The sequence below is a fragment of the Leeuwenhoekiella marinoflava DSM 3653 genome, from assembly GCF_900129005.1.
Taxonomy (GTDB): domain Bacteria; phylum Bacteroidota; class Bacteroidia; order Flavobacteriales; family Flavobacteriaceae; genus Leeuwenhoekiella; species Leeuwenhoekiella marinoflava.
This window is the reverse complement of the sequence record NZ_FQUN01000021.1, coordinates 58634-80369: the sequence shown is the minus strand read 5'-3', so window position 1 is coordinate 80369 and position 21736 is coordinate 58634. Positions and strand designations below refer to the sequence as shown.

Genomic DNA, 21736 nt, shown 5'->3' with positions numbered 1-21736 from the left:
GTTATACAACAATTCCTATGAGGTAAGTAAATATGCCTACGACGGCACCTGCAATCAATACAAATACTAAAACTCGGGTAATCCCCTTTTTTAAATCTGCATTTTCCCCAAAAAAATGTCCTGCGTTGAACAGGAAACCTACAAGGAAGATTACACCGAGTAGTATTGGAAAAATAATTCGGATAGTGTCGCCCACATCGTTAACTGAATCTTCTATGCCACCAATTTGAGCAAAAAGCGAAGTGGATAAGAGCGAAAGAATGGATGCTAAATAGTGTGATTTTTTCATAACGGAAAAGTTTAAATTTTTAGTTCATTTTCGTTATTGGAAATTTACATATATTTGAACATAAATAACTGATAATCAAATATTTGTGAATAAAATATTATTTGATTTAGTTTGAATTCCGTTGTTATTATTTAGCATCAAATTCTATGGATTTTTGCAAGGAGGTTGTTGATAACCTGAAAATTGAAAATGAAAAAAGTGCTCAAAAACGTCAGTTTTGTGTTTTTGCTCTCAAAAATGCGCATCATTTTTGGGCAGGAAATTTCTACTCAAAAACAAATTGTAATTGATGTTGGACACGGTGGAAAAGATTCTGGTGCTATTGGAATAAATGGCGTCAAAGAAAAGGATGTTGTACTGGATATTGCATTGGAACTTTTGAAGCTCAATGAACAGTCTAAAAATCCAATGGATATTTACTTGACGAGATATAGCGATACGCTTATTTCTTTAACCGATAGAAGCAAATTGTCCAAAGTTTTGGAAGCAGATGTATTTATTTCGTTGCATTCCAATCATTCCGATAATCCGAACGCTAGAGGAGTGGAAGTATATGTAGCAAAAGCTAATTCACAATATACAAAAGATGCCACTTGGTTAGCTTTTCAATTGCAAGCTGTGCTTAATAAAGAATTGGGTTTTGAAAGTAGGGGTGTGAAGTTTGCAAATTTTCAAGTTCTACGGGAAACGGTTGGATATTGTCCCTCTGTCCTTTTTGAATTGGGGTTTTTGAGTAATATAGATGAAGGCAGCTATATTTCAGATTTCATAAATATTCAGCGCATCGCATTATCCATTCTGTTATCCATTCAAAATCATTAGAATTATGAAAGATATTTTTTTAGAGTTGACCAAAAGCTTGAAAGCTATAATAGAGCAGTTTATTTCAGAAGTGATTTTATTATATAAATCTTTCAGAGGTTGAGTTATTCCCTATTATTAAACTCGTAAATCTAGTCTGGATGATAAGTGTTGCTTCTAATTATTTAAATTAAGTTTTGGCAGAATACCAAATATTTGCCAATGTTTAACTATTACTGCGATTATTTCCTTTTATCCCTAGCCCGCTTATCAAAAGCAATCAAATTAAACAGCTCACGCATTCTGCTTCGAACACGATTTCCGTAGCGTTCTTCCAGTTCTTCAGCGTTCAGATTAGTGGTGGCGTGGGTTTTAATTTTCTTTTTGGTTTGCAGATATAATTCGTAACGAGACAAGAGCACTTCGCCCATTACGTTCAGATCCTTGCCATAAAACCTTCCAGCAGGCTCGACGCCTAAATCATCAAAGCAGAAAAATTTTGTATTACCATATTCCTCGATAGTCTTAAATCCCAAGTGATTAAAACTAAACGCTACATTTCGGCAGGGAATCATTTCATATGGTCGTTGCATTGGCACAATGTATCGCAGTAGTTTCATCAAAGTGGTCTTTCCACACCCTACAGGCCCTGAAAGAAGTATGCCCTTGTCAGGATCGATATCATCTTTCAGACAATTTTCTTCATCATTGATGAAATAATGGCATAGTTTGCGGATGATAACCGTGTCCTCATCATAGATTCTAAATTGTTTGCCAAAGAGCAACTTTCCCTTTGCATCCAAGTAAATCAAGATTTTGTCAAAATCGTAGAGAACGCTTTTACCATCAAACTTTCCGAGCGAGTATTCCACGCCACCTTCGGTAATTTTAGAGGGGTTGTCCATAATCTTTGTTTTTAGTGGTTCGCAAGTTGTCCTTGATTTGGGACGGTTGTTTTTTGTTTGGTTTGTTTTCCTCGGTATATAGCTCTGTTCTGTCCATCCAGTTCGTGGCCAAAGCACGCCAATCTCTAATTTCATTTCCATCACTCGTTTTCCAGTTCCGAGTTTCGTAATGCTCGAAGAATTTTTTTCCTTCATCGGCAATAAAACCTTTTTCAATAAAAAAATCAATAACGACCTGCCAGCCCTTTGGTTGTTTTATATTGTTTATTTGTTTGGTATTGTTTATAGTAGATACCAATGCTTGTCCACTGGTGGGATGGTGCAAGTCCACAACTTGTCCATTTTTGGGATGGTGGTGTCCCTCAAGCGGTACAACTCTGGGATGGTACTGTTCCGCAAGTTGTTCTAATATGGGATTGTACTGTCCCGAAACAGGTTCATCACTAGTCCCAATTATGGACATCTTGATTTTACTGCCCTTGTATGGATTGTTGGATGGGAAATAGCATAGGTAAAGCCACGAGTCTAAATTTGTAACGCATCGATGATACGTAGATTTTGAGCCTATTTTGGCAGCTCGCATCAAATCCCTTCGATTCACATAAAATTCATCTGCAAACCGACTACTATTCCATTCCTGAAATAGCGCCATATAAAGGGTTATGTGCGTGGGATTTAGGCGGTCATCGAAATAGAATTTTTCAAATGCCGCATTAAGTAGCTTTATGTAGTTCATCGCTTAAGAATTTAAACCGTGCTGTACACGATTTGATGTCATCACGCCTTGAATTTCCTCGGCATCGTAGTAGATAATACCCCCAACTTTTGTGTATGGCAATGTTCCGTTTATGCGAAGATTCTGTAATGTCCCTGGACTGACTTGAAGCAAATCCATTACTTCGGAAGATTTTAGATATTTCTTAAGTTTTCCAGTTGCTTGTTTAGATAGAAGATTCTTAATGTCATCAAGCAATTCCATTTTGAATTCTCGAAGGTCGTCGGTGGTAATAATATTTGCTGGCATAATAGAACGATTTTAAAGAAAGGGACTATCGTTTCGATTTCAACTAATTTGATAGCCCCTGATCTGATTTGACTTTCGTTCTACAAATTTGGGATGGTTTATTGGATTTTAATCCCAAGTTGCACCCAAGTAGGGTGTTTTTATTTGTTCATTTTCAATGGTTTAGATTAGTTCTATTTGGGGTTTGTTCTTTAAATCATCTATACCAAATGACGATAAATAAAATTAATTTTACTTTTTCCCAAGTTCAACCCAACTTGGGAAAAATTTTAACGTTTTGAATTTTAAAAAAATTATCCGTCCGTTTCTTCCATTCGCCTTAAAAGTGTTGATTTTAGTCTATCGATAAACTTGGTTTGGTCAATTTTTCGTTCTCTAATTTCTAGAAAAGTTCTATATACATTTCCGAGTTTGAGTTCAAATATATCCTCACAAGCTGAAGCCATTTCTTTAATGCCAGCGGTACCACTTTTTATTGCCCCAGATGCCTGTAAGGCATAAATCAATTCAATGAGGTCTGTTTTTGAGGCTGTCCAACCAAGTCGCTCACCATTTGATAAAGTGTTCAATTTATTGGGTTTACTGTAGGAGAGGTCTCTTAAATAACTTAATTCCCCAACGTAGTGGCTAATTAGAAGGTCATATGCCATAATTTTTGCAATAGCGCTATCGTGGCTTGTAGAAAATTCTGCATCAGTATAAAAGTGTGATGTGTCAGAAACCAAGCTAATTTTGTCGTGTCCGCGTAAAAAATAAAATTCATCTAAAAGTTCAGAATCCTCTCTGTAATATTTGATAAAGTCTATATTTCGTCTATTGCTTTCTTGAAGCCTATTTATTTCTGAATCTATAAATTCTTCTTGGGATTTTATTGTTCCCGCAGGCCTATTTATTAAAAAATTATAGAGTTGGGCATAAAATTTTAATCTGCTGTAGATGTAAGGCTTATGTTTTTTAAAGAATATTATTTCGTTCTGTTGATCCACGAATTCATTTTCCCTAACACATATTCGTAACTTTTGTAAATATCGTCTTGAAATGGAAATACCTTTTTCAACATTATTGAAATCGCCAAGGTTAGATTCCTCAACTATTTTTATTTCCTCTTTATAATTGTCTAGTATTATATGAATTAGCTTGTGCATAGTATTATTGGGGCTTTAGATTTGGGTTAATTATCAATAAGTAATGTTTGTATGTTATATCTTTTTATGGGGGATTTTTAAAAAAGAACAGACAACCAATAGCGAGCAAAACAATGCTACCAGCAATTATGAAAGGATAGTAAAAACCGCCTGCAATCAGCCAAGTTCCTAAAACGGGGCCTAGAATCTGACCAATACTATTGGTCGAACTCTGAATAGAAATATTCCTGCCAGTATTTTTCCTTGATATTAATGAAACCGCAGAGAGCAAATTTGGTGTTACCATAGCGCCTCCAGCAGCAAAAACAACGATTAATCCATAGACTAAAAATTCATTGTTAAAAAATGGAAAGGCAATCAAGGATAAACCAGATATTAGTAACCCTAAAGCAATTTGTTTCTTTGTTGATAAAAACTTCTCTCCATAAGTAGCGAACACAGGTTGTAAAACAGCCATTATTGAACCACATAGCATAAAACCAATACCAACTTGATTACTATTAAATCCTAATTCATCTTTTCCGTAGATTGAAAAGACAGTTTCAAATAGCGTCACCACAAATTGGATAACAAACGATAGCACTAGTAATACGATAAAATATTTAGTAAATGTGAACCGCAAACTCACTTTTCGTGTTGTGAACTTATGTACGCGAGCGGTGTTTTTTAACCATTTCATCACAACCAAAAGGACAATCAATCCTAGTAGTGCAACGAAAAAAAAGGGCACTGAAAATCGGTCTAAATGTAGCAGGCCTATTGTATATTTTATATGAATATCAGTTTGGGACAGAAAGCCGCCAATGACAGGGCCGAAAATAACACCAGAGCTAATGGCAACACCAGACCAGGCCATTATTTTTGTTCTACGTTTTTCAGATGTAATATCACTTAAATATGCATTGCTAACTGGAATAACTGATGACGTAAAAATTCCACCAAAAATTCGAGCAATATATAGCATTGTCAAGGATGTGGCTAGGCCAGTAAGTAATTGCATAATTACAAAACCGATTAGTCCACAAATGATAATAGGTTTCCTGCCGTATCTGTCCGATAGTTTTCCCCAAACCACTACGAATAGTAACTGAAAAAATGGATAAATGCTTGTGAGCAATCCAATATGGAAATTGATAAGGTCGGTGTCAAGATTGTCTTTTAAAGCTAATCTTTCGGTATAGTAAGGAAGGGTTGGCAATAATATACCATAGCCCAACATCACTACAAACAAACTCAATAGAATTAAAAATATCCTGTTGAGTTTTTCTTTTCTATCCATTTATTTTTTACCGATTTTTCGCTTCAATAATTGCGCATTAATAGCCACTATAATTGTACTCAAACTCATAAATACCGCTCCTACAGCTGGTCCTAAAACAAAGCCAGAAGAGTATAGAACACCTGCAGCTAATGGAATGGCCACCACATTATACCCAGTTGCCCATATTAGGTTCTGAATCATTTTATTGTACGTAGCCTTTCCGAACAAAATTAGGTTTGCAATATCTTGTGGATTGCTATTTACCAATATAATATCGGCTGTTTCGGCGGCTACATCAGTACCAGAACCAACAGCGATTCCTACATCAGCTTTGGCAAGTGCGGGCGCATCGTTTACGCCATCTCCAGTCATAGCCACAAACTCTCCTTTGTTTTGCAACTCTTCTACAATTTCTACTTTTTGGTGCGGTAGCACTTCGGCATAATAGCCATCCAACCCTAATTTTTCACTCACAGCTTTGGCTGTTTTTTCGTTATCCCCAGTTGCCATCAAAACTTTGATATTATTCTTTTTAAATATTTTTATAGCTTCCGCAGATTCAGGTCTTATTTCATCAGCAAGCGCAATGTATCCTGCTAGTTGTCCTTCAATTAATACAAATACAACAGTTTCAGCAGCGTCACTATAAGCATCTTCAGGAATAGTTATTTTTTCGTCCCTTAAATAACCAGGACTAACCACTTTTACTTGCTTTCCTTCTACATTTGCCTCTACACCTTTACCAGTGATCGCATTAAAGTTTTCAGGCTTTGGGATTGTAATATTGTCTTCTTTAACTTTTTTAATAATCCCAACAGCAATTGGATGTTCTGAACTTTGTTCCAACGCACTTGACAGTCTTAAGATTTCATCGTTTGAATAGGACGCATTTACAGATTTGATTCGAGTAACGCCAAAGTCCCCTTTGGTCAAAGTCCCTGTTTTGTCAAATAGTAAGGCGGATATCTTACGTGATTCTTCAAAGGCAGTTCTATTACGGATTAATAATCCATTTTGTGCAGATACAGCAGTAGAAATGGCAACTACAAGAGGAATTGCAAGACCCAATGCGTGTGGACAAGCGATGACCATAACGGTAACCATTCTTTCTAATGCATACACAAACGGAAAGCCTAAAATCAGCCAAACTGCCAACGTACCAAAACCAATAGCCAAAGCTATATAAGTCAACCATTTTGCTGCCCTATCGGAAAGGTTTTGCATTTTAGATTTGGTCTTTTGTGCTTCCTCAACCATCGTAATAACCTTATTGAGATAGCTGTCTTTTCCTGTATGTTCCACCTTTACCTTTAAAGTGCTATTGCCATTTACTGAACCACCTATTACCTTATCCTTTTCTTCTTTTTTTACAGGCTTGGACTCCCCTGTAAGCATTGATTCGTTTAAATAACTTGAACCTTCTACTATGATACCATCAGCTGGAACTTTCTCTCCTGGCTTTACCAAAATCACGTCATTTTTTAACAAATCTTCAAGTGGTATATCTTCAATAGTGTCGCCTTTTACCCTGTGAGCTTCGGCAGGCATCATACTAACTAAAAGTTGTAATGCTTTTGAAGCGCCTAATACACTTTTCATTTCTATCCAATGACCAACAAGCATAATAGCAATTAGTGTTGACAGCTCCCAGAAAAAGTCAACTCCTCGTAAACCAAAGACAGTTGCAGAACTGTAGAAATAGGCGACACTTATTGCCATAGATATAAGTGTCATCATACCAGGTGCACCATTCTTTATTTCGGAAACAAATCCTTTAAGAAAAGGCCAACCACCATAAAAATATACAACAGTGGAAAGTGCAAAAAGGATGTATGGATTTCCTGGAAGTAAAAATTCATAACCAAAAAATTCTTGAATCATTGGTGAGAAGAACAATATGGGGATGGTAAGCACGAGTGTTACCCAAAACCGTTTTCTAAAGTCTGCAATCATCATTTTATGATGGTCGTGACCCATTTGTCCGTGACCCGGATTATGACCCGAATGGTCTCCACCTCCATTTCTCATCTTGGAATGATCCATTTTGGAATGATCTTCTTTTTCGTGGTTCATTTTAGAATGATCCATTTTCGAATGGTCCATTTCGTTGTTTTTGTGCTGCTCGTGATTTTCCATTATAGTATTGTTTAAGTGTTATCGTAATTTTTTTCTCATTGCTTCCGATATGTTTTCGGCATAGACGCCATAAGCATCTACTAAAAGACCTTTAAGTCCTTTTTTGGAAGATATTGCATATAAAATGCTGTTATCATCGGTACTGCTCATTCCTTCAAAGCGATATATTTTATCCACTTTAAAATCTTCTGGTCGAATCTCAATTTTCAGGGAAGCACATTCCAGACATTCAGGTTTTAAGTTGAAATCATAAGGGTATTCGTTTGTCTGCAAATCGTTAATAGCTTCTGAAAGGGTGTCATAATTTTTCATTTATTTTTATTTATAAGTCATTGTAAAATAACTGTTGTCTTCTTCGGTAAATTTTTGAAAGGTCAATAGACCTTGTGCATTTAATTTCTCGTTAACAGTATAATTGAGTTGCTTAATGCGAATTCCCAAGGCATAGGCCTTAATGTTAATTTTTGAATTAATATTATTTTCGCTATTATTAAATTTTCGGTCGTAAATTTTTATGGTACTTTTTGAGCCAAAAAAATTCAACAAGCCCGAATCAAAACTCATTTCCAGTTCTATATTTTCAAGATTTTTCAAGTCGTAGAGTTCTTTAAATTTTTTAGAAGTTGTATTAATTTCGGTTTCTTTTGATTTTGGGTTTGAAAATGGAAATGCCATTACCATTATACTGGCTTCATCAGGCTTACAGCGATAGGTTGTGGTGTATTTATCGGTCGCTATTTTGTCTTTATCAAACAATTCCGTAACCACCTTAATTTCATAGTATCCATTTTTCTCTATTGTTTTACCAGCTTCAAAAGTTTGTTTATTGAGAAAAGCACCTTTTTCATCAAAATTCTCACGAATGACCAATCTGCCTGAAATCTGCCCAATAAGCATTTCAGTTTGTCCAGTCATTGTGATGCTGAATAAAATAATCAGTACTATGAAGATTCGACTTCTCATATATGGTGCATTAATTTCTTTACCTCTTTTGCCAGTATATCGCTTAAATCTATGCCATTGGACGGATGCGGAATGGTATTGCAGGTCACTATCTTTTCTACTCCGGAATCCAACAAATCTTGATAGGCATTACCTGAAAAAACGGCGTGAATACCAACACATATAGGTGGTCTCATCCCTGCTTTTTTCAAATGCACCACGGTTTCAATCATCGTTCGCGCCGTAGAAATAATATCATCTACCAAAATAGGTGTGGCATCTTTGTATTTGTCCACATCAGGAACAGAGACTTCTACATCACGGTCACCGTGACGCACCTTTTGTAATACTATAAATGGTGCTCCTGCATTTTTAGCAACTTCAGAAACCCATTGTTCACTTTCAGAATCGGGACCGATAAGTACTGGGTTTTCGATGTTTTCCTTTATCCAATCTGAAATAGCATCGGCAGCGTGAATTACTTTATTTGGAATTTGATACACTTCTCCTAATGAACTAATTCTGTGCAAGTGAGGGTCAACCGTGGTAATGCTATCGGCAAAACCTGAAATCAATTTTCCGAAGAAACCAGAAGTTACCCCTTCGCCTTCATTAAATACTTTGTCCTGCCTCATATATGCCAAATAGGGCGCTACCAAACAGGTGCACATTGCCCCTAATGATTTGGCTGTATGACTTAAAAAATAAAGGGGCAATAGTTTTTCGTCTGGTTCGTGCAAGGTGCATACCAGTACAACACATTTGTCTTTAACATCAGATAAGATACGTGTATAGGATTCTCCATCAGGGAAGTTGCGCAAAGTGGCTTTGCCAACTTCGGCATCCATTTTTGTAGCCATTAGTTCTGTGAGTTTTTCGTTTCCGGGAAGACTGAATAATATTGTTTTCATAGTTTTTTAAATTATAGTTATGATGTCATTATGGTTGTTTTTATACTCTAAAGCATAATTAAGTTCGCCTTTGGATTCGGCATATATAGTGTATAGCAATTGGTTCTCTTCAATTGGTTCTCCCAAATGGACATTCAAAAGAATCCCAGCCGATTTAGACTGCGGTGCGCCGGAAAGCTTGGCGAGTTTTGCAATCTTCCTATTATCTATTCGCTTTAGATTCCCAGAGGTTTCTGCTCTAATTTCGGTTTTATAGGGTGCTAAAACAGGTTTTGAAAAGCGACCTTGCGCATTACAAATAGCAAGGAATTTTTTATAAGCCTGACCAGATGTGAGAATTTGATGTGCGGTTACTAACCCTTTCCCTTTTTCTACTTTGCCAGAAAGCTCTATTAGTTCAGCGGCTAAAAGCAATGCTCTTTCTGTTAGGTCTTTTGGTGCATCTGCTTCATTTTTCAAAACTTTTAAAATATCAATGGCTTCTAAAGTGGGGCCGATACCCCTTCCGACAGGTTGTGAGCCATCTGTGATTACAACTTTTACATTCAAGTCAACAGATGTCCCAACGGTTTCCATATGATTTTTTAGTTTTTGAGCCATTTCGGTACTGCGAACCTTGGCGGTTTCACCCACGGGAATATCAATGACCACGTGAGTGGAACCAGCTGCTGCTTTTTTAGAGAGTACCGAAGCAATGAGCTGCCCTTCACTATCAATATCCAAGGCTTTTTCAATTTTGATGAGCACATCATCCGCAGGACTTAATTGGGCTGTTCCGCCCCAAACAAAACAACCGCCTTCTTTTTCTACCACGGTCTTTATTTCTTCTAAAGAAAGCGCCACATTAGTCAGTACTTCCATAGTATCCGCTGTGCCTGCTGGCGAAGTGATGGCGCGTGAGGATGTTTTAGGCATTGTAAGTCCATACGCAGCGACAATAGCAACCACTAATGGGGTGGTTCTATTTCCAGGCAATCCGCCAATGCAATGTTTATCGACCACAATTTCTTTGTCCCAATTCATTTGCTTACCAGAAGCAATCATTGCTTTGGTAAGGTCAGATATTTCGTCAATATCCAGTCGGTCACCTGCACAGGCCGTAATAAATGCCGAAAGGTGGATGTTGGAATAATCGCCTTCAACTATATCGGTTATGATTTCATTAAATGCTGAATAATCCAGTTTTTGATTATAAATTTTCGCTCTGACGTGGCTTAAAGATTCAATTGGTTCTAAATGGGAAACATATAATGTATCATTTGGGGAAACATTCAGTTTTTTCGCAGCAGCATCTGATAGTCCGATTTCATTGGGCAACAGAATATCAGAATTCAGGACATTAAGACTTGCTACGATTGATTTATTTGCATTGGATATTCTTATTCGGGTAAGTGCCTCAAACCCTTCTGAAATACAGACGTGGCAATCTTCGCGCATATACACTACATTTTCGTTTTGGGTATAGATTCCGAGATGTTTATATTTTAATATGTTTGAGTGTGTGTCCATATTTTATTGATTGTTGTGATTTTTCGATTTATTCTATTTCTTCGATGGTGTATAATTGCGGAATTTCTGCATCCCACCCATAGGTTTCCTTGATGCCCTTTTGTAATGCTTCTGCACTTTCTTTTTCACCGTGTACAATGAAAACCCGCTCTGGCTTATTTTTTATTTTGCGCATCCAATCCATAAGTTCAGCGTGGTCTGCGTGTGCCGAAAGCCCTTCGATTTCAGCAACTTCCATATGAAACGGCACCCATTTTCCATAGACTTTTAGTTCTTTCTCACCTTCCAATAATTTTCTACCACGTGTGCCTTCGGCTTGATAGCCCACAAAAAGCAAGGTGTTATTTGGATTTTGCGCTTGGGTTTCGAGATAGTTGAGCATTCTTCCGCCTGTGAGCATTCCGCTTCCTGCAATCACGATTTTTGGCTTGTTGTCTGTTCTTAATTCCATTGTTTCCCGAAAACTGCTTACGACCGTAAAGTGAGAACACATTTCGTCACATTCGTTGTCCTCCAATCTGTGCCAATCGCGAGTTCTATGAAACAGTTCCAATACATTGGCACCCATCGGGCTGTCCATAATCATTTGTACTCTGGGGATTTTCTTTTCTTTCAATAATTTCCAAAAGATGAGCATCATTAGCTGGGCACGTTCTACCGAAAAACTTGGGACAAATAAGCTTCCTCCTCTATTAATGGTTTCGTTGACCAATTTTTCAATCTGCGGAAGTGCTTCCACTTCATCGGGATGAAACCTTCCACCATAAGTAGATTCAATGAAAAGCACATCGGCTTTTTTTGGTTTCAGGGGTGGATAGAGCAATAAATCATTGGTTCTTCCAATATCTCCTGAAAAGACAAAACGCTTTCCGTGTATATCTAACTCAATATAGGTTGCACCAAGAATATGTCCGTTGTATTGGAAGCGAGCCCTAATACCATCAAATAACGGAATCCATTGTGATTGTGGAATTCCTTTAAAGTGTGGGATAGTTTTTTCTACATCCTTTAAATCGTATAATGGTTCTGCGGGACTATGTTTGGAATAGCCTTCCTTATTGGCACGTTCGGCTTCTTGCTCCTGTATTTTTGCACTATCATTCAAAATGATTTTTGCAATGTCCAAAGTAGGATTCGTACCATAAATGGGGCCATTGAAGCCTTGTTTTACCAATCTGGGTAAATAACCTGTATGGTCCATATGACCGTGGGTAAGCAAAACAGCATCAATATCACCTACATTAACAGGTGGGTACTCCCAGTTTTTAAGGCGTAATTCCTTTAACCCTTGGAAGAGGCCACAGTCTATAAGTATCTTTCTATCTCCTGTATCCACCAAATATTTTGAGCCAGTCACGGTGCCTGCCGCTCCCAAAAAGTGGATGTTTATTTTTTTGTTTTTCATCGTTATAGTATTTATTAATGTCCACCACAACAGGAAGGCGTATTTCCTTTGTCTTGGTTCGATTTGCTCAATTCCGCTATTTCGTTATATAGATTGCGGGAATCCTCTTTTATTACGAGTGCCAACTTCTTTACGGATTTAGGCTCGAAGTGTACCATACCCAATAATATTTCGAGGGCTTCTTCAAGTAGTTTAGAATCATCTTCCAATGCTTGGTAAAATGGCTCTAAATCTATACGGCTCTGTTCTTTCAGTTCTTCTGTTTTCATTTGTCCTATTTATTTAGATTAAAAATTTAAGTAGTGCTCTAATGAATTTCACATAATTCTCTTGAATCTTCGAGAACCTTTTTGTGTCTTGATTTTGGCACTCCTACTTGTTCTAAAATTTTTGGGGTTTCGTGAAGCTCTTTACAGAGTACGATACCTTCATCCAATAGTTTTGTTTTTTCAGCTTTGGTAAGTGTTGTTAATGCTGTTAATGGATGCAGCCCCGATTTATCTATTCTGTCTTTTAAACCGTCACCAATTGGATAATCCCAACTTGTCAATAATAGCCCCACGCATTTACCATATTTCACCGCATCACTTGTAAATCGTGTATTGGTGTAAACGCCTCCTTTATGAAGCTTGGCTTCGTGACCTTTTTGACGTTTCCATTGTTTTTCAACATCTAAAAATCTTGAGTGGATATATAAGGGAATTTTAACGTTGCAAAAGCGACCTTGGTCACTGTGGTATTTACATTCAATCATATAATGGGTATTGTCTTTTTGGGCTATTACATCCACTTCGTGCTGAACGCAATTGCCTTGAACTATTACACCAACCTGTGTTGAAAATCCTTCGTGTGCCAGTAGTTTGCCTACTAACTTCTCAAATGGGAAGCCAGAAGGACCTAATTCCATCAGGGCTTTTTTGAGTTTGTATTTTGAAGCACTTACTCTCGACTTACCTTTTAGCATTTTAAATGCCATTTGATAGATTTTTTTGGTGGTAATGCCTTCATATAATTGGTCTTCAACTTGCCCTACTATTTGCTGAATCAATTCTTCACTTGCTTGCGAACGTCTTAATGAATTGATAAGTTTATCCACATCAAAGGCTACCACGTCGCCCGAATATTTTACTATGTTTATTGGATGTTTCATTTTTTAATATGTATGGTCATTACAGGAAGTTCTGAATGATTGGTTACACCTTCGGCAATACTTTTTGAAAATAGGCTCAAAAAACCTGTCTTTCCGTGGGTACTCATCGCAATTAAATCTGCTGGCTGATGTTTTAAAAATGTATTAATACCTGCCTCTACTGAAGATTCGTTATGAACACTCATAGAAAAGTTTTTTAAGGCGGGAAACTTTTCAAGAAATTGCTTGACAGGGTTTAATCCAGCGTTGATACTATTAAAGTCTGTTTCTGTATTTATACGTAACAAATGAATTTTAGCATCGCATTTTTCAGCTATTGAAAGCACCGCTTGAAACGGATGACTCACATCTTCTTCAAAATTTGATACGAACAGAATGTCCTTAAAGGGAAATGTTACTTCCTCTTCTTTGACCACAATAATCGGGGCATTAGCCTTTCGGACAATTTTCTCAACATTACTGCCTGTTATCTCCCGTACACGACCCTTTGTTCCGCTACTACCTGTAATGATAAAGTCGTGATGGAAATGACCAGAATGTTCCAAAATATCTTTTTGTCCTGAATCGAACTGAAGAAAGGTTCGGCATTTAAGACCTTCGTGTTCTGCTATTTTTTCGAGTTCACGTAAATTAGCCTTTGCAGTACCTATTTGCTTTAAGGTTTCTGGATAACGCTTTTCTTTGAGTTTGTCTAATTTTACCCAATCCACAGGTGTTGTCATTTGATGTAGAAAGTGTATTTCTGCATTGTATGTTTTTGCCATTTTAATCCCGAGATGTGCAGCTTTAGTACAGTTTTCAGAGAAATCGGTAGGTACAAGTATATTTTTCATAATTTTTTGTTTTAGGGTAGTTTGTTATTGTGCGGTATAGCCACCATCGATTACCAATTCAGAACCAGTCATAAACTTGGATTCATCCGAAGCTAGATAGACGACTCCATAGCCTATATCATCAGGCTCTCCCAAATGGCCAACAGGATGCAAACTTTCTAAATGCTTTTTGCCTTCTTCTACATTACCTTGAGCTTTCAGAAAATTTTCTACCATTGGTGTCCAGATATAAGCAGGATGTATAGAATTGATACGGATTCCGTAGCCTTGTCTTGCACAATGCAGGGCAGCAGATTTCGTGAATATGGTAACACCGCCTTTGCTTGCGTTATAAGCAGGTAGGTTAGGGTCCCCGATAAGTCCTTCAATGGAAGAGAAGTTGATAATGGAACCACCTTCTCCAGTTTCCTTCATACCCTTTATACCATACTGAGTACCTAAAAAAGTGCCATTTAGGTTTACATCTATGAGGTTTTTCCAATCTTCAAGGGTAACTTCTTCTACAGTTCCACCTAATCCTATTCCGGCAGAATTAGCTAATATGTGTAATTTTCCGAAAGTTTTGAGCGTGGTCTCAATGACATTTTTCCATTCATCTTCTTTGGATACATCTTGTTTAATGAATATAGCCTCCCCACCGTTAGCTTTGATTTGTTGGACTACCTTTTTTCCATCTTCTTCATCTATATCTGTAACAACGATTTTTGCTCCTTCACGTGCTAATAAAATAGCACTTGATTTCCCTAGACCAGAGGCACCTCCTGTGACAATGGCTACTTTATTTTTTACTCGATTCATAATTTTAAGATTTAAGTGTTACTACTATTTTTTGCTTCTTAATCAAGAAACTTCGTTTCCTGAAACTTTGCCTTTATCAAAACAATCCAGATTATATATTGTGGTTTCAGCAATATTTGTCAATGCAGTTTCGGTTAAAAAGGCCTGATGACTGGTTATCAAAACATTGTTGAAGGTCATTAATCGGGCAATCACATCGTCTTGCAAAATGTCATCGGAATGGTCTTCAAAGAACAATCCTTCTTCTTCCTCATACACATCTATTCCGAAATACCCAATTTTTTTAGTTTTCAATCCTTCGATAACAGCTTTGGTATCGACCAATCCTCCACGACTTGTATTGATAAGCATTACGCCTTGCTTCATTAATGAAATATGTTTTGCATCAATCAAGTGTTTCGTTGAAGACGTTAGTGGTACGTGTAAGCTTATGATATCGGACTGCTTACAAATAGTTTCACAATTGGTATAGATTACATTGTAGGAATTGATTAAATTTTCATCCACAATGACATCCTGAACAAGTATTTTACAACCAAAACCGTGTAGTATTTTTACCAATACAGACCCAATTTTTCCAGTCCCGATAACGCCGACGGTTTTTCCATTGAGGTCGAAACCGGTAAGACCGTTCAATGAGAAATTCTGGTCACGAACCCTGTTGTGTGCTTTAATCAATTTTCGGTTTAATGCAAGTATGAGTGCCATTGTATGCTCTGCAATGGCATAAGGGGAATAGGCTGGAACACGTGCCACCTTCATATCCAGTTCAGCTGCTTTTGCTAAATCCACGTGATTGAATCCTGCTGAACGCAGAGCAATATATTTTACGCCAAAAGCATTGAATTTTTCAAGAATGTGTGCCGAGGCATCATCGCCCGTAAATAGACTTACTGCTTTAGAACCTGTTGCGAGAATAGCAGTTTCTTGAGTTAAACGACTTTCAAGCAGCTTTAATTGATGCTTGCCATCATTCGCTTTTACGAGATACGGCTCTTCAAACTTATGCGTGCTGAATACTGTTGTTTTCATTTCACTTTTTTTAATTTCCTAACTGTATTAAAATATATACAAACCCTACGATGACAACAGTTCCAAAAATTAGCATCACGAGTTTCCCAGTCTTTTTAGAACCTTTGAAATAGGTAATACCAAGTTTTACAATCATATTGCTTATAGTTGCTGTTATAATGACATTGGTGGCCAGCGTGAGTTTTTCTTCCAATGACCCAAATTTTGCCATACTGATAGTTATCGCATCCGTATCTGCCAATCCTGCAATTAGGGCTGAATAGTATAAACCGCTTTCGCCAAAAAATTGATTTCCATAAAAAACTGCAAATAGGATGACCACATAAATACCACCAAACCCAAGGGCGTTCCAAATATTGAGCGGATTACCCAGATTGATAGCTGTTTTTGTGACATCTGTATTCTTTTTGATGAATAAGAGTGCGCTTATCAAGCAGATAAGGGTAAGAATAGTAAATGGAATGACTAAATTTAAAAGTATGGCACTATTGAAAATATAGGCCAGAATCGCAAGTCTGGGAAACATAATTGCGGAAGCTATAATGATACCCGCAGCATATTCTTTTGAAAGTTCTGGCGATTCCTTACTTCGCGAAGCATATATCCAAGCTACTGCGGTACTTGAAATCAATCCGCCTAAAATAGCAGTGAGCAGAATACCACGTTTAGAACCTACATATTTTACAAGAAAGTAACCAATGAAATTCAGAAATGACACTATCACTATTATCGCTCCAATCTCAAAAGGGTTAAGCAATCCCTCTGGACCATAATCTTGATTTGGTAAGAAAGGCAAAATAAGAAGCGCAATAATTGAAAACTTAATAAAGGCGAAAAGCTCTTCGGAAGTAATATTTTTAATGAAGGTATTAAATGTCGTTTTCAATGATAACAGAGTAACTATGATAACCGCAGTAGCAACTGCTTCCTTATGCAAATGATTAGCAACCATAACACCCAAAATCAAAGTAGCGAATAATGCCATATTGGTGGTAATACCAGTCATAATATGCTTTTGTACTATGGAAAGATGACTCAAAGACAGAAACAAAAGAAATGCTGCTGCAATTATAATGACCAACCAAGGTGTATAGGTTGTGGAAAGATTTCCCAATATAAAACCAATAATGGCAACAATTGGGAAGGTTCTTATACCTGCAAAGCCTTGTTCTTCCTTCAATTTATCGTATTCACGTTCCAGCCCAAGAATAAGGCCAATACCCAGACTGATGAGCAGTCCGAGGATAAATGGGTTGATATTTTTAAAGGCTTCTATCATTTCTTACTTTCCAAATAATTCTAAAAGTTCATACAATTCATTATCTACTTGATGTTGCTTGACCACCTCTTCAAAAGGGGTTAGATGCAATTGATTATTTAAAATTCCAACCATTGCGTTCTTTTTACCTTGTGAAATTGCGTTTACAGCTGCCACTCCAAGTCTAATGCCTAACATTCTATCTAAAGCTGACGGATTTCCGCCTCGCTGGACGTGGCCGAGTTTCGTAATTCGTAAATCGACATTGGGATTGACTTCCTTTATTTTTGAGGAAACCAGTTCTGCACCTAGTTCATCACCTTCAGAAACCACGACAAGGAAGGCATCTTCACTATCGTAATTCTTAACCTTGTCCAATAGATAAATAAAGTCCTTTCCACTCTCTGGAATAAGGATGGAATCGGCACCTACCATTAATCCTGAATGAATAGCGATGTAGCCTGAATCCCTTCCCATTACTTCAACAATAAATACGCGGTTATGGGATTCGGCAGTATCTTTTATTTTATCAATATTTTCAATGGCAGTGTTTACAGCCGAATCAAAACCAAGGGTGTAATCTGCACCAAAAATATCGTTGTCTATAGTGCCAGGAATGCCTATAAACGGAATGCCGCATATTTCTGAAAAAGCTAATAGACCTTTAAAAGTGCCATCGCCACCAATAGCAATTAAAGCATCTATGTTGTTTGCTTTTAGAGTTTGCAATGCTTTTTTACGACCTTCCAATTCCAGAAATCGTTTGCTTCTTGCTGTTTTTAGAATGGTACCGCCTTTTTGGGTTATTTTTTTTAGTTCGTGTGATGCTAATGGAACCAAATCACCATCTATCAACCCTTCATACCCTTTTCGAAAACCACTTATTTTTATGCCTTTTGCTTCAGCGGATTTGGCAATGGCGTATAGTGCAGCATTCATCCCAGGGCTATCGCCTCCAGATGTGAATACGCCTATATGTTTAATTTTATTCGTGCTCATTGGATATGGTTTTTTGTAACTTTTTTTCAGAAATAGTAAAATCTTTAATAGTGTTCCAAACAAATTCTGCTTCTTTCAGAAAGAACTGATGGTCTCCTTCAGATGAAGTAATTATTTTTGCGTTTTTAAATTCCCTCGATAATTTTAAGGCATTTTCTAAAGGTGCAGTAGTGTCTTTTTCTCCGTGAATAAAGAGCACATCTTTATCCTTAATTTTCTTTGTAATCGCATATAAATCTGTTTTTAGGATGACTTCTGTGAGAGAATAATAATAACTCATCCAATGATGCTTTTTTGCATCTTCATAGACATCATCCGTGAGGTTATCAGGCTTGAATGCACGTGACATAAATATGGGATGAATCATACAAATGTATTTTGAGAATTTGCTTGTTGAAATCCTATCTACAAAGGAATGAGAAGACATAATTTCTTTAAACTCATCAGCGTTCTTGTAAACAGGTACGCTTATAAAAATTCCTGCCTTGAACCAAGTTGGTTGCTTTTCCAATATTGCTAATGAAATCATAGCTCCCATAGAATGTCCTGCAATAATGATATTTCCATCATTGAATCCTTCTTTGTTAAGAATCAATTCAAGGGCCTGCAATTGTATTGAAAGGGAATAATCACTTTGTGGTTTTGGCGAATCACCAAAACCTAGCAGGTCGACTAAAAGTAGCTTATGCGTAGTTGTAATACTTTCTAAATTGCGTTTCCAATAATGCAATGAGCCTGTTAAACCGTGTAACAAAACAAGTTTGTTTTCTCCAGAGCCTATTATTTCATAATTCAACAGTGTTTCTTTGGCATCATAAGCTGGTTGCTTACCAATCTTATAATGCTGATAGCTGGCAATAGCCACAACAGGAAGAATGAACACTATGGATATGAGTAGTAATGTCATTGTTTTGTAATTGATTTATTATTCGTTTTCTCACTAACCAAGATTGGGGTTTTACCATAGAATCTATTGAAGACCATACAGGCAGTTAAATCACCAGTTACATTTACAGCAGTCCTAAACATTCCCAAGAGTCTTTCTACACCAATGATAATGATGATGCCTTCAGCAGGTATGCCGACACTTCCCAAAACAGAAGCGAGTATAACCACACCACCTCCTGGAATGGCAGGTGTACCAATGGATGCAGCGACAATAGTTACAATGACCACTATAATATTGAGTAAACTCATTTCCAGTCCGTAAGCTTGGGCAATAAAAAGAGTTGTAATAGTTTGATATAGTGCAGTACCATCCATATTGACGGTCGCCCCTATAGGTATGATAAAATTGCTAATAGTCTTGTCCACTTTTAGTTCTTCTTCGGCGGTTTTTAGAGATAAGGGCATCACAGCGGCAGAACTTGTGGTTGAAAAAGCCAATAATTGAACATCCCTTATTTTTTTTAGGAAATGCAATGGGTTTTTCTTTCCGAGAAGTACGATGAGTCCCAAATAGAAAATTACCAATAAAAGAAGACCGAGAAGTACTACCCCAACATAGTACGTTAAACCTGATAAAGAACTTAAACCAACACTAGAGGTAAGCTGCGCCATTAGTCCGAAAACAGCAATAGGTACTAGAAGCATTGACCATTTTACTACTGTCATACAGACTTCCTGAATGGCACTTAAAAGAAGCTTCACTGGGCGCAGTAAGGCATTTTCAAGTGATAGCACAGCTACACCAATAATGATTGTGAAAATCACAATACTTAACATTTCACCACTAACCATAGATGCTAAAGGGTTCTCTGGAAGTAAGTTTGATATGGCATCTGGAATAGTTTCAAGGCCGAAGGAAAGCTCGGGATTTTCCGTTGGAGCAGCAGTAATTTCATTATGTTCAGCTAGAGCCTGTTGATGTAAAAAGCGACCAGGTCTAAAAATTTGAGATAGTATTACACCCAAACTTACCGAAACTATGGTAGTGCCTAGAAAATATAATAAAACGCCACCACCCAATTTTTTTAGACTGTCCTTTTCATTACTTGCGATTCCTGTGATGATAGAAGCCACAATCAAAGGAATCATAATCATTTGAACCAGTTTTAGAAAAAGTACGCCAGGCAATGCCAGCCAATTCCCTGCGATGTCTGCTGTTTCTTTAGTAATCCACCCGTTTTGAGGACTTAACAGCAATCCAAAACCAACACCCAAAAATAAGGCAATGATAACCTTTAGCCATAGACGACTTTCTACCAATTTTGAGAGGTAGTGATTGAATGATTTAAGTGATTTTACTTCTGTGTCGAACATTCTTTTTTATTGTTATGCAATGCTAATTTTAGTATCCAAATAAACTTTCTGAACGGATTGTAATACTTCCACGCCTTCGCCGAAGGGCTTTTGAAACGCTTTTCTTCCCATTATCAATCCAGAGCCACCAGCTCTTTTATTGATAACGGCAGTTGTTATTGCCTCCACCAAATCAGACTTACCTTTAGAGCCACCACCGGAATTAATCAATCCGATTTTTCCCATAAAGCAATTAGCCACCTGCAACCTGCATAGGTCGATGGGATGTTCTGTTGTCAGCGTCTCATACATTTCATCATCATATTTTCCAAAACCGATTTCTTTGAAACCAAAGTTATTTGTAGGTAATTTTTGCTTAATGATATCTGCCTGAATGGTTACCCCAATATGATTTGCTTGCCCTGTTACATCGGCAGCAGCGTGATAATCTTCTTTTCCAGTTTTGAAAGCTTCATTTCGGGTATAGCACCATAAAATGGTAGCCATACCTAAATTGTGGGCTTCTTCAAAAGCTTCAGCTATTTCTTTAAGCTGTCTATTGCTTTCTTCGGAACCAAAATATATAGTAGCACCGACAGCAACTGCTCCCATATCCCACCCAGCTTTTACTTTACCAAATAAAGTTTGGTTATATTTATTAGGAAATGTGAGCAGTTCATTGTGATTAATCTTTACGATAAACGGGATTTTATGGGCGTATTTCCTAGCGTTCAATCCCAAAGCACCGAAGGTGGAAGCCACACCATTACAACCGGCCTCAATGGCGAGTTTTATGATATTCTCTGGGTCAAAATAATCCGGATTTTTATAGAAAGAAAAAGCTGCACTATGCTCGATACCTTGGTCTACTGGAAGGATACTCAAGTAGCCTGTACCACCAAGATTTCCGTGGTTATACAATTGCGAAAGGCTTCGCAGTACCTGCGGATTTCTGTTGCTTTGGGTAAATACCTTATCTAGGCTTGTTCTACTTGGGGTTTGCAATTCATCCTTGGTTATTTTTTCACAAACGTGATTCAAATAGAAGTCTGCTTTTTCCCCTAACAGTTGTGTAATATTTATGTCTATTTTCATTG

23 protein-coding genes are annotated in these 21736 nt (G+C 37.3%); 1 reads left to right on the top strand and 22 read right to left on the bottom strand.

The window, feature by feature from the left end:
• Position 1: 1 nt before the first annotated feature.
• Entirely contained in the window at positions 2–289 is a 288-nt protein-coding gene (locus BUB91_RS17530) for a hypothetical protein (protein ID WP_034886797.1), read from the bottom strand.
• Between the two features lie 189 nt (positions 290–478).
• On the opposite strand from BUB91_RS17530, the gene BUB91_RS17525 reads away from it, so the two are divergent.
• Positions 479–1111 carry an N-acetylmuramoyl-L-alanine amidase family protein gene (locus tag BUB91_RS17525; protein ID WP_034886799.1) on the top strand — a complete coding sequence of 211 codons (633 nt, stop codon included), beginning with the start codon at positions 479–481 and terminating at the stop codon, positions 1109–1111.
• 221 nt (positions 1112–1332) lie between these two features.
• Here BUB91_RS17525 and BUB91_RS17520 read toward each other — a convergent pair whose 3' ends face one another.
• From BUB91_RS17520 to BUB91_RS17420, 21 genes are all read right to left on the bottom strand, one after another.
• Complete coding sequence (locus BUB91_RS17520) at positions 1333–1995, bottom strand: P-loop NTPase family protein (RefSeq protein WP_034886801.1); 663 nt, start codon at positions 1993–1995, stop codon at positions 1333–1335.
• Complete coding sequence (locus BUB91_RS17515) at positions 1979–2731, bottom strand: hypothetical protein (RefSeq protein ID WP_031427467.1); 753 nt, start codon at positions 2729–2731, stop codon at positions 1979–1981. The genes BUB91_RS17520 and BUB91_RS17515 overlap by 17 nt, the downstream gene beginning before the upstream one ends.
• Before the next feature lie 3 nt (positions 2732–2734).
• Positions 2735–3019, bottom strand: a complete 285-nt coding sequence (locus tag BUB91_RS17510; RefSeq protein WP_031427468.1) for a helix-turn-helix domain-containing protein — start codon at positions 3017–3019, stop codon at positions 2735–2737.
• Between the two features lie 293 nt (positions 3020–3312).
• Positions 3313–4164, bottom strand: coding sequence for an RteC domain-containing protein (locus BUB91_RS17505; RefSeq protein ID WP_031427469.1), 852 nt, complete (start codon positions 4162–4164; stop codon positions 3313–3315).
• Positions 4165–4228: 64 nt separating this feature from the next.
• Entirely contained in the window at positions 4229–5443 is a 1215-nt protein-coding gene (locus tag BUB91_RS17500) for an MFS transporter (protein WP_034886802.1), read from the bottom strand.
• On the bottom strand, positions 5444–7561 hold the full coding sequence (locus tag BUB91_RS17495; RefSeq protein ID WP_034886804.1) for a copper-translocating P-type ATPase: 2118 nt from the start codon (positions 7559–7561) through the stop codon (positions 5444–5446).
• A gap of 18 nt (positions 7562–7579) precedes the next feature.
• Positions 7580–7873: a hypothetical protein gene (locus tag BUB91_RS17490; protein ID WP_034886805.1), complete on the bottom strand. Its 294-nt coding sequence runs from the start codon at positions 7871–7873 to the stop codon at positions 7580–7582.
• 6 nt (positions 7874–7879) lie between these two features.
• A complete protein-coding gene (locus tag BUB91_RS17485) occupies positions 7880–8524 on the bottom strand; it encodes a hypothetical protein (RefSeq protein ID WP_073100512.1) in 645 nt (214 codons plus the stop codon).
• A complete protein-coding gene (locus BUB91_RS17480; protein ID WP_073100511.1) occupies positions 8521–9414 on the bottom strand; it encodes a ribose-phosphate pyrophosphokinase in 894 nt (297 codons plus the stop codon). Before BUB91_RS17480 ends, BUB91_RS17485 begins: the two co-directional genes overlap by 4 nt.
• A 6-nt stretch (positions 9415–9420) precedes the next feature.
• The gene (locus tag BUB91_RS17475) at positions 9421–10923 is read right to left on the bottom strand and encodes a thymidine phosphorylase family protein (RefSeq protein WP_073100510.1); all 1503 of its coding nucleotides are present in this window, start codon (positions 10921–10923) and stop codon (positions 9421–9423) included.
• Positions 10924–10951: 28 nt separating this feature from the next.
• Positions 10952–12328, bottom strand: coding sequence for an MBL fold metallo-hydrolase RNA specificity domain-containing protein (locus BUB91_RS17470; RefSeq protein WP_034886812.1), 1377 nt, complete (start codon positions 12326–12328; stop codon positions 10952–10954).
• Between the two features lie 14 nt (positions 12329–12342).
• Positions 12343–12597, bottom strand: a complete 255-nt coding sequence (locus BUB91_RS17465) for a hypothetical protein (protein WP_034886813.1) — start codon at positions 12595–12597, stop codon at positions 12343–12345.
• Positions 12598–12635: 38 nt separating this feature from the next.
• Complete coding sequence (locus BUB91_RS17460; protein WP_034886815.1) at positions 12636–13478, bottom strand: ATP cone domain-containing protein; 843 nt, start codon at positions 13476–13478, stop codon at positions 12636–12638.
• Entirely contained in the window at positions 13475–14311 is an 837-nt protein-coding gene (locus BUB91_RS17455) for a universal stress protein (RefSeq protein ID WP_034886816.1), read from the bottom strand. Before BUB91_RS17455 ends, BUB91_RS17460 begins: the two co-directional genes overlap by 4 nt.
• Positions 14312–14335: 24 nt before the next feature.
• Positions 14336–15109: an SDR family oxidoreductase gene (locus tag BUB91_RS17450; RefSeq protein ID WP_073100509.1), complete on the bottom strand. Its 774-nt coding sequence runs from the start codon at positions 15107–15109 to the stop codon at positions 14336–14338.
• A gap of 42 nt (positions 15110–15151) precedes the next feature.
• Positions 15152–16141, bottom strand: a complete 990-nt coding sequence (locus BUB91_RS17445; RefSeq protein ID WP_034886821.1) for a 2-hydroxyacid dehydrogenase — start codon at positions 16139–16141, stop codon at positions 15152–15154.
• Between the two features lie 10 nt (positions 16142–16151).
• Positions 16152–17420, bottom strand: a complete 1269-nt coding sequence (locus BUB91_RS17440; protein ID WP_034886822.1) for an MgtC/SapB family protein — start codon at positions 17418–17420, stop codon at positions 16152–16154.
• A gap of 3 nt (positions 17421–17423) precedes the next feature.
• Positions 17424–18398 (bottom strand): ATP-dependent 6-phosphofructokinase, encoded by a 975-nt coding sequence (locus tag BUB91_RS17435; RefSeq protein WP_034886823.1) that lies wholly within the window; start codon positions 18396–18398, stop codon positions 17424–17426.
• Positions 18385–19305: an alpha/beta fold hydrolase gene (locus BUB91_RS17430; RefSeq protein ID WP_034886825.1), complete on the bottom strand. Its 921-nt coding sequence runs from the start codon at positions 19303–19305 to the stop codon at positions 18385–18387. The genes BUB91_RS17435 and BUB91_RS17430 overlap by 14 nt, the downstream gene beginning before the upstream one ends.
• Positions 19302–20660, bottom strand: a complete 1359-nt coding sequence (locus BUB91_RS17425) for a dicarboxylate/amino acid:cation symporter (protein ID WP_034886827.1) — start codon at positions 20658–20660, stop codon at positions 19302–19304. The genes BUB91_RS17430 and BUB91_RS17425 overlap by 4 nt, the downstream gene beginning before the upstream one ends.
• 12 nt (positions 20661–20672) lie before the next feature.
• On the bottom strand, positions 20673–21734 hold the full coding sequence (locus BUB91_RS17420; protein WP_034886829.1) for a class I fructose-bisphosphate aldolase: 1062 nt from the start codon (positions 21732–21734) through the stop codon (positions 20673–20675).
• Positions 21735–21736: the final 2 nt, after the last annotated feature.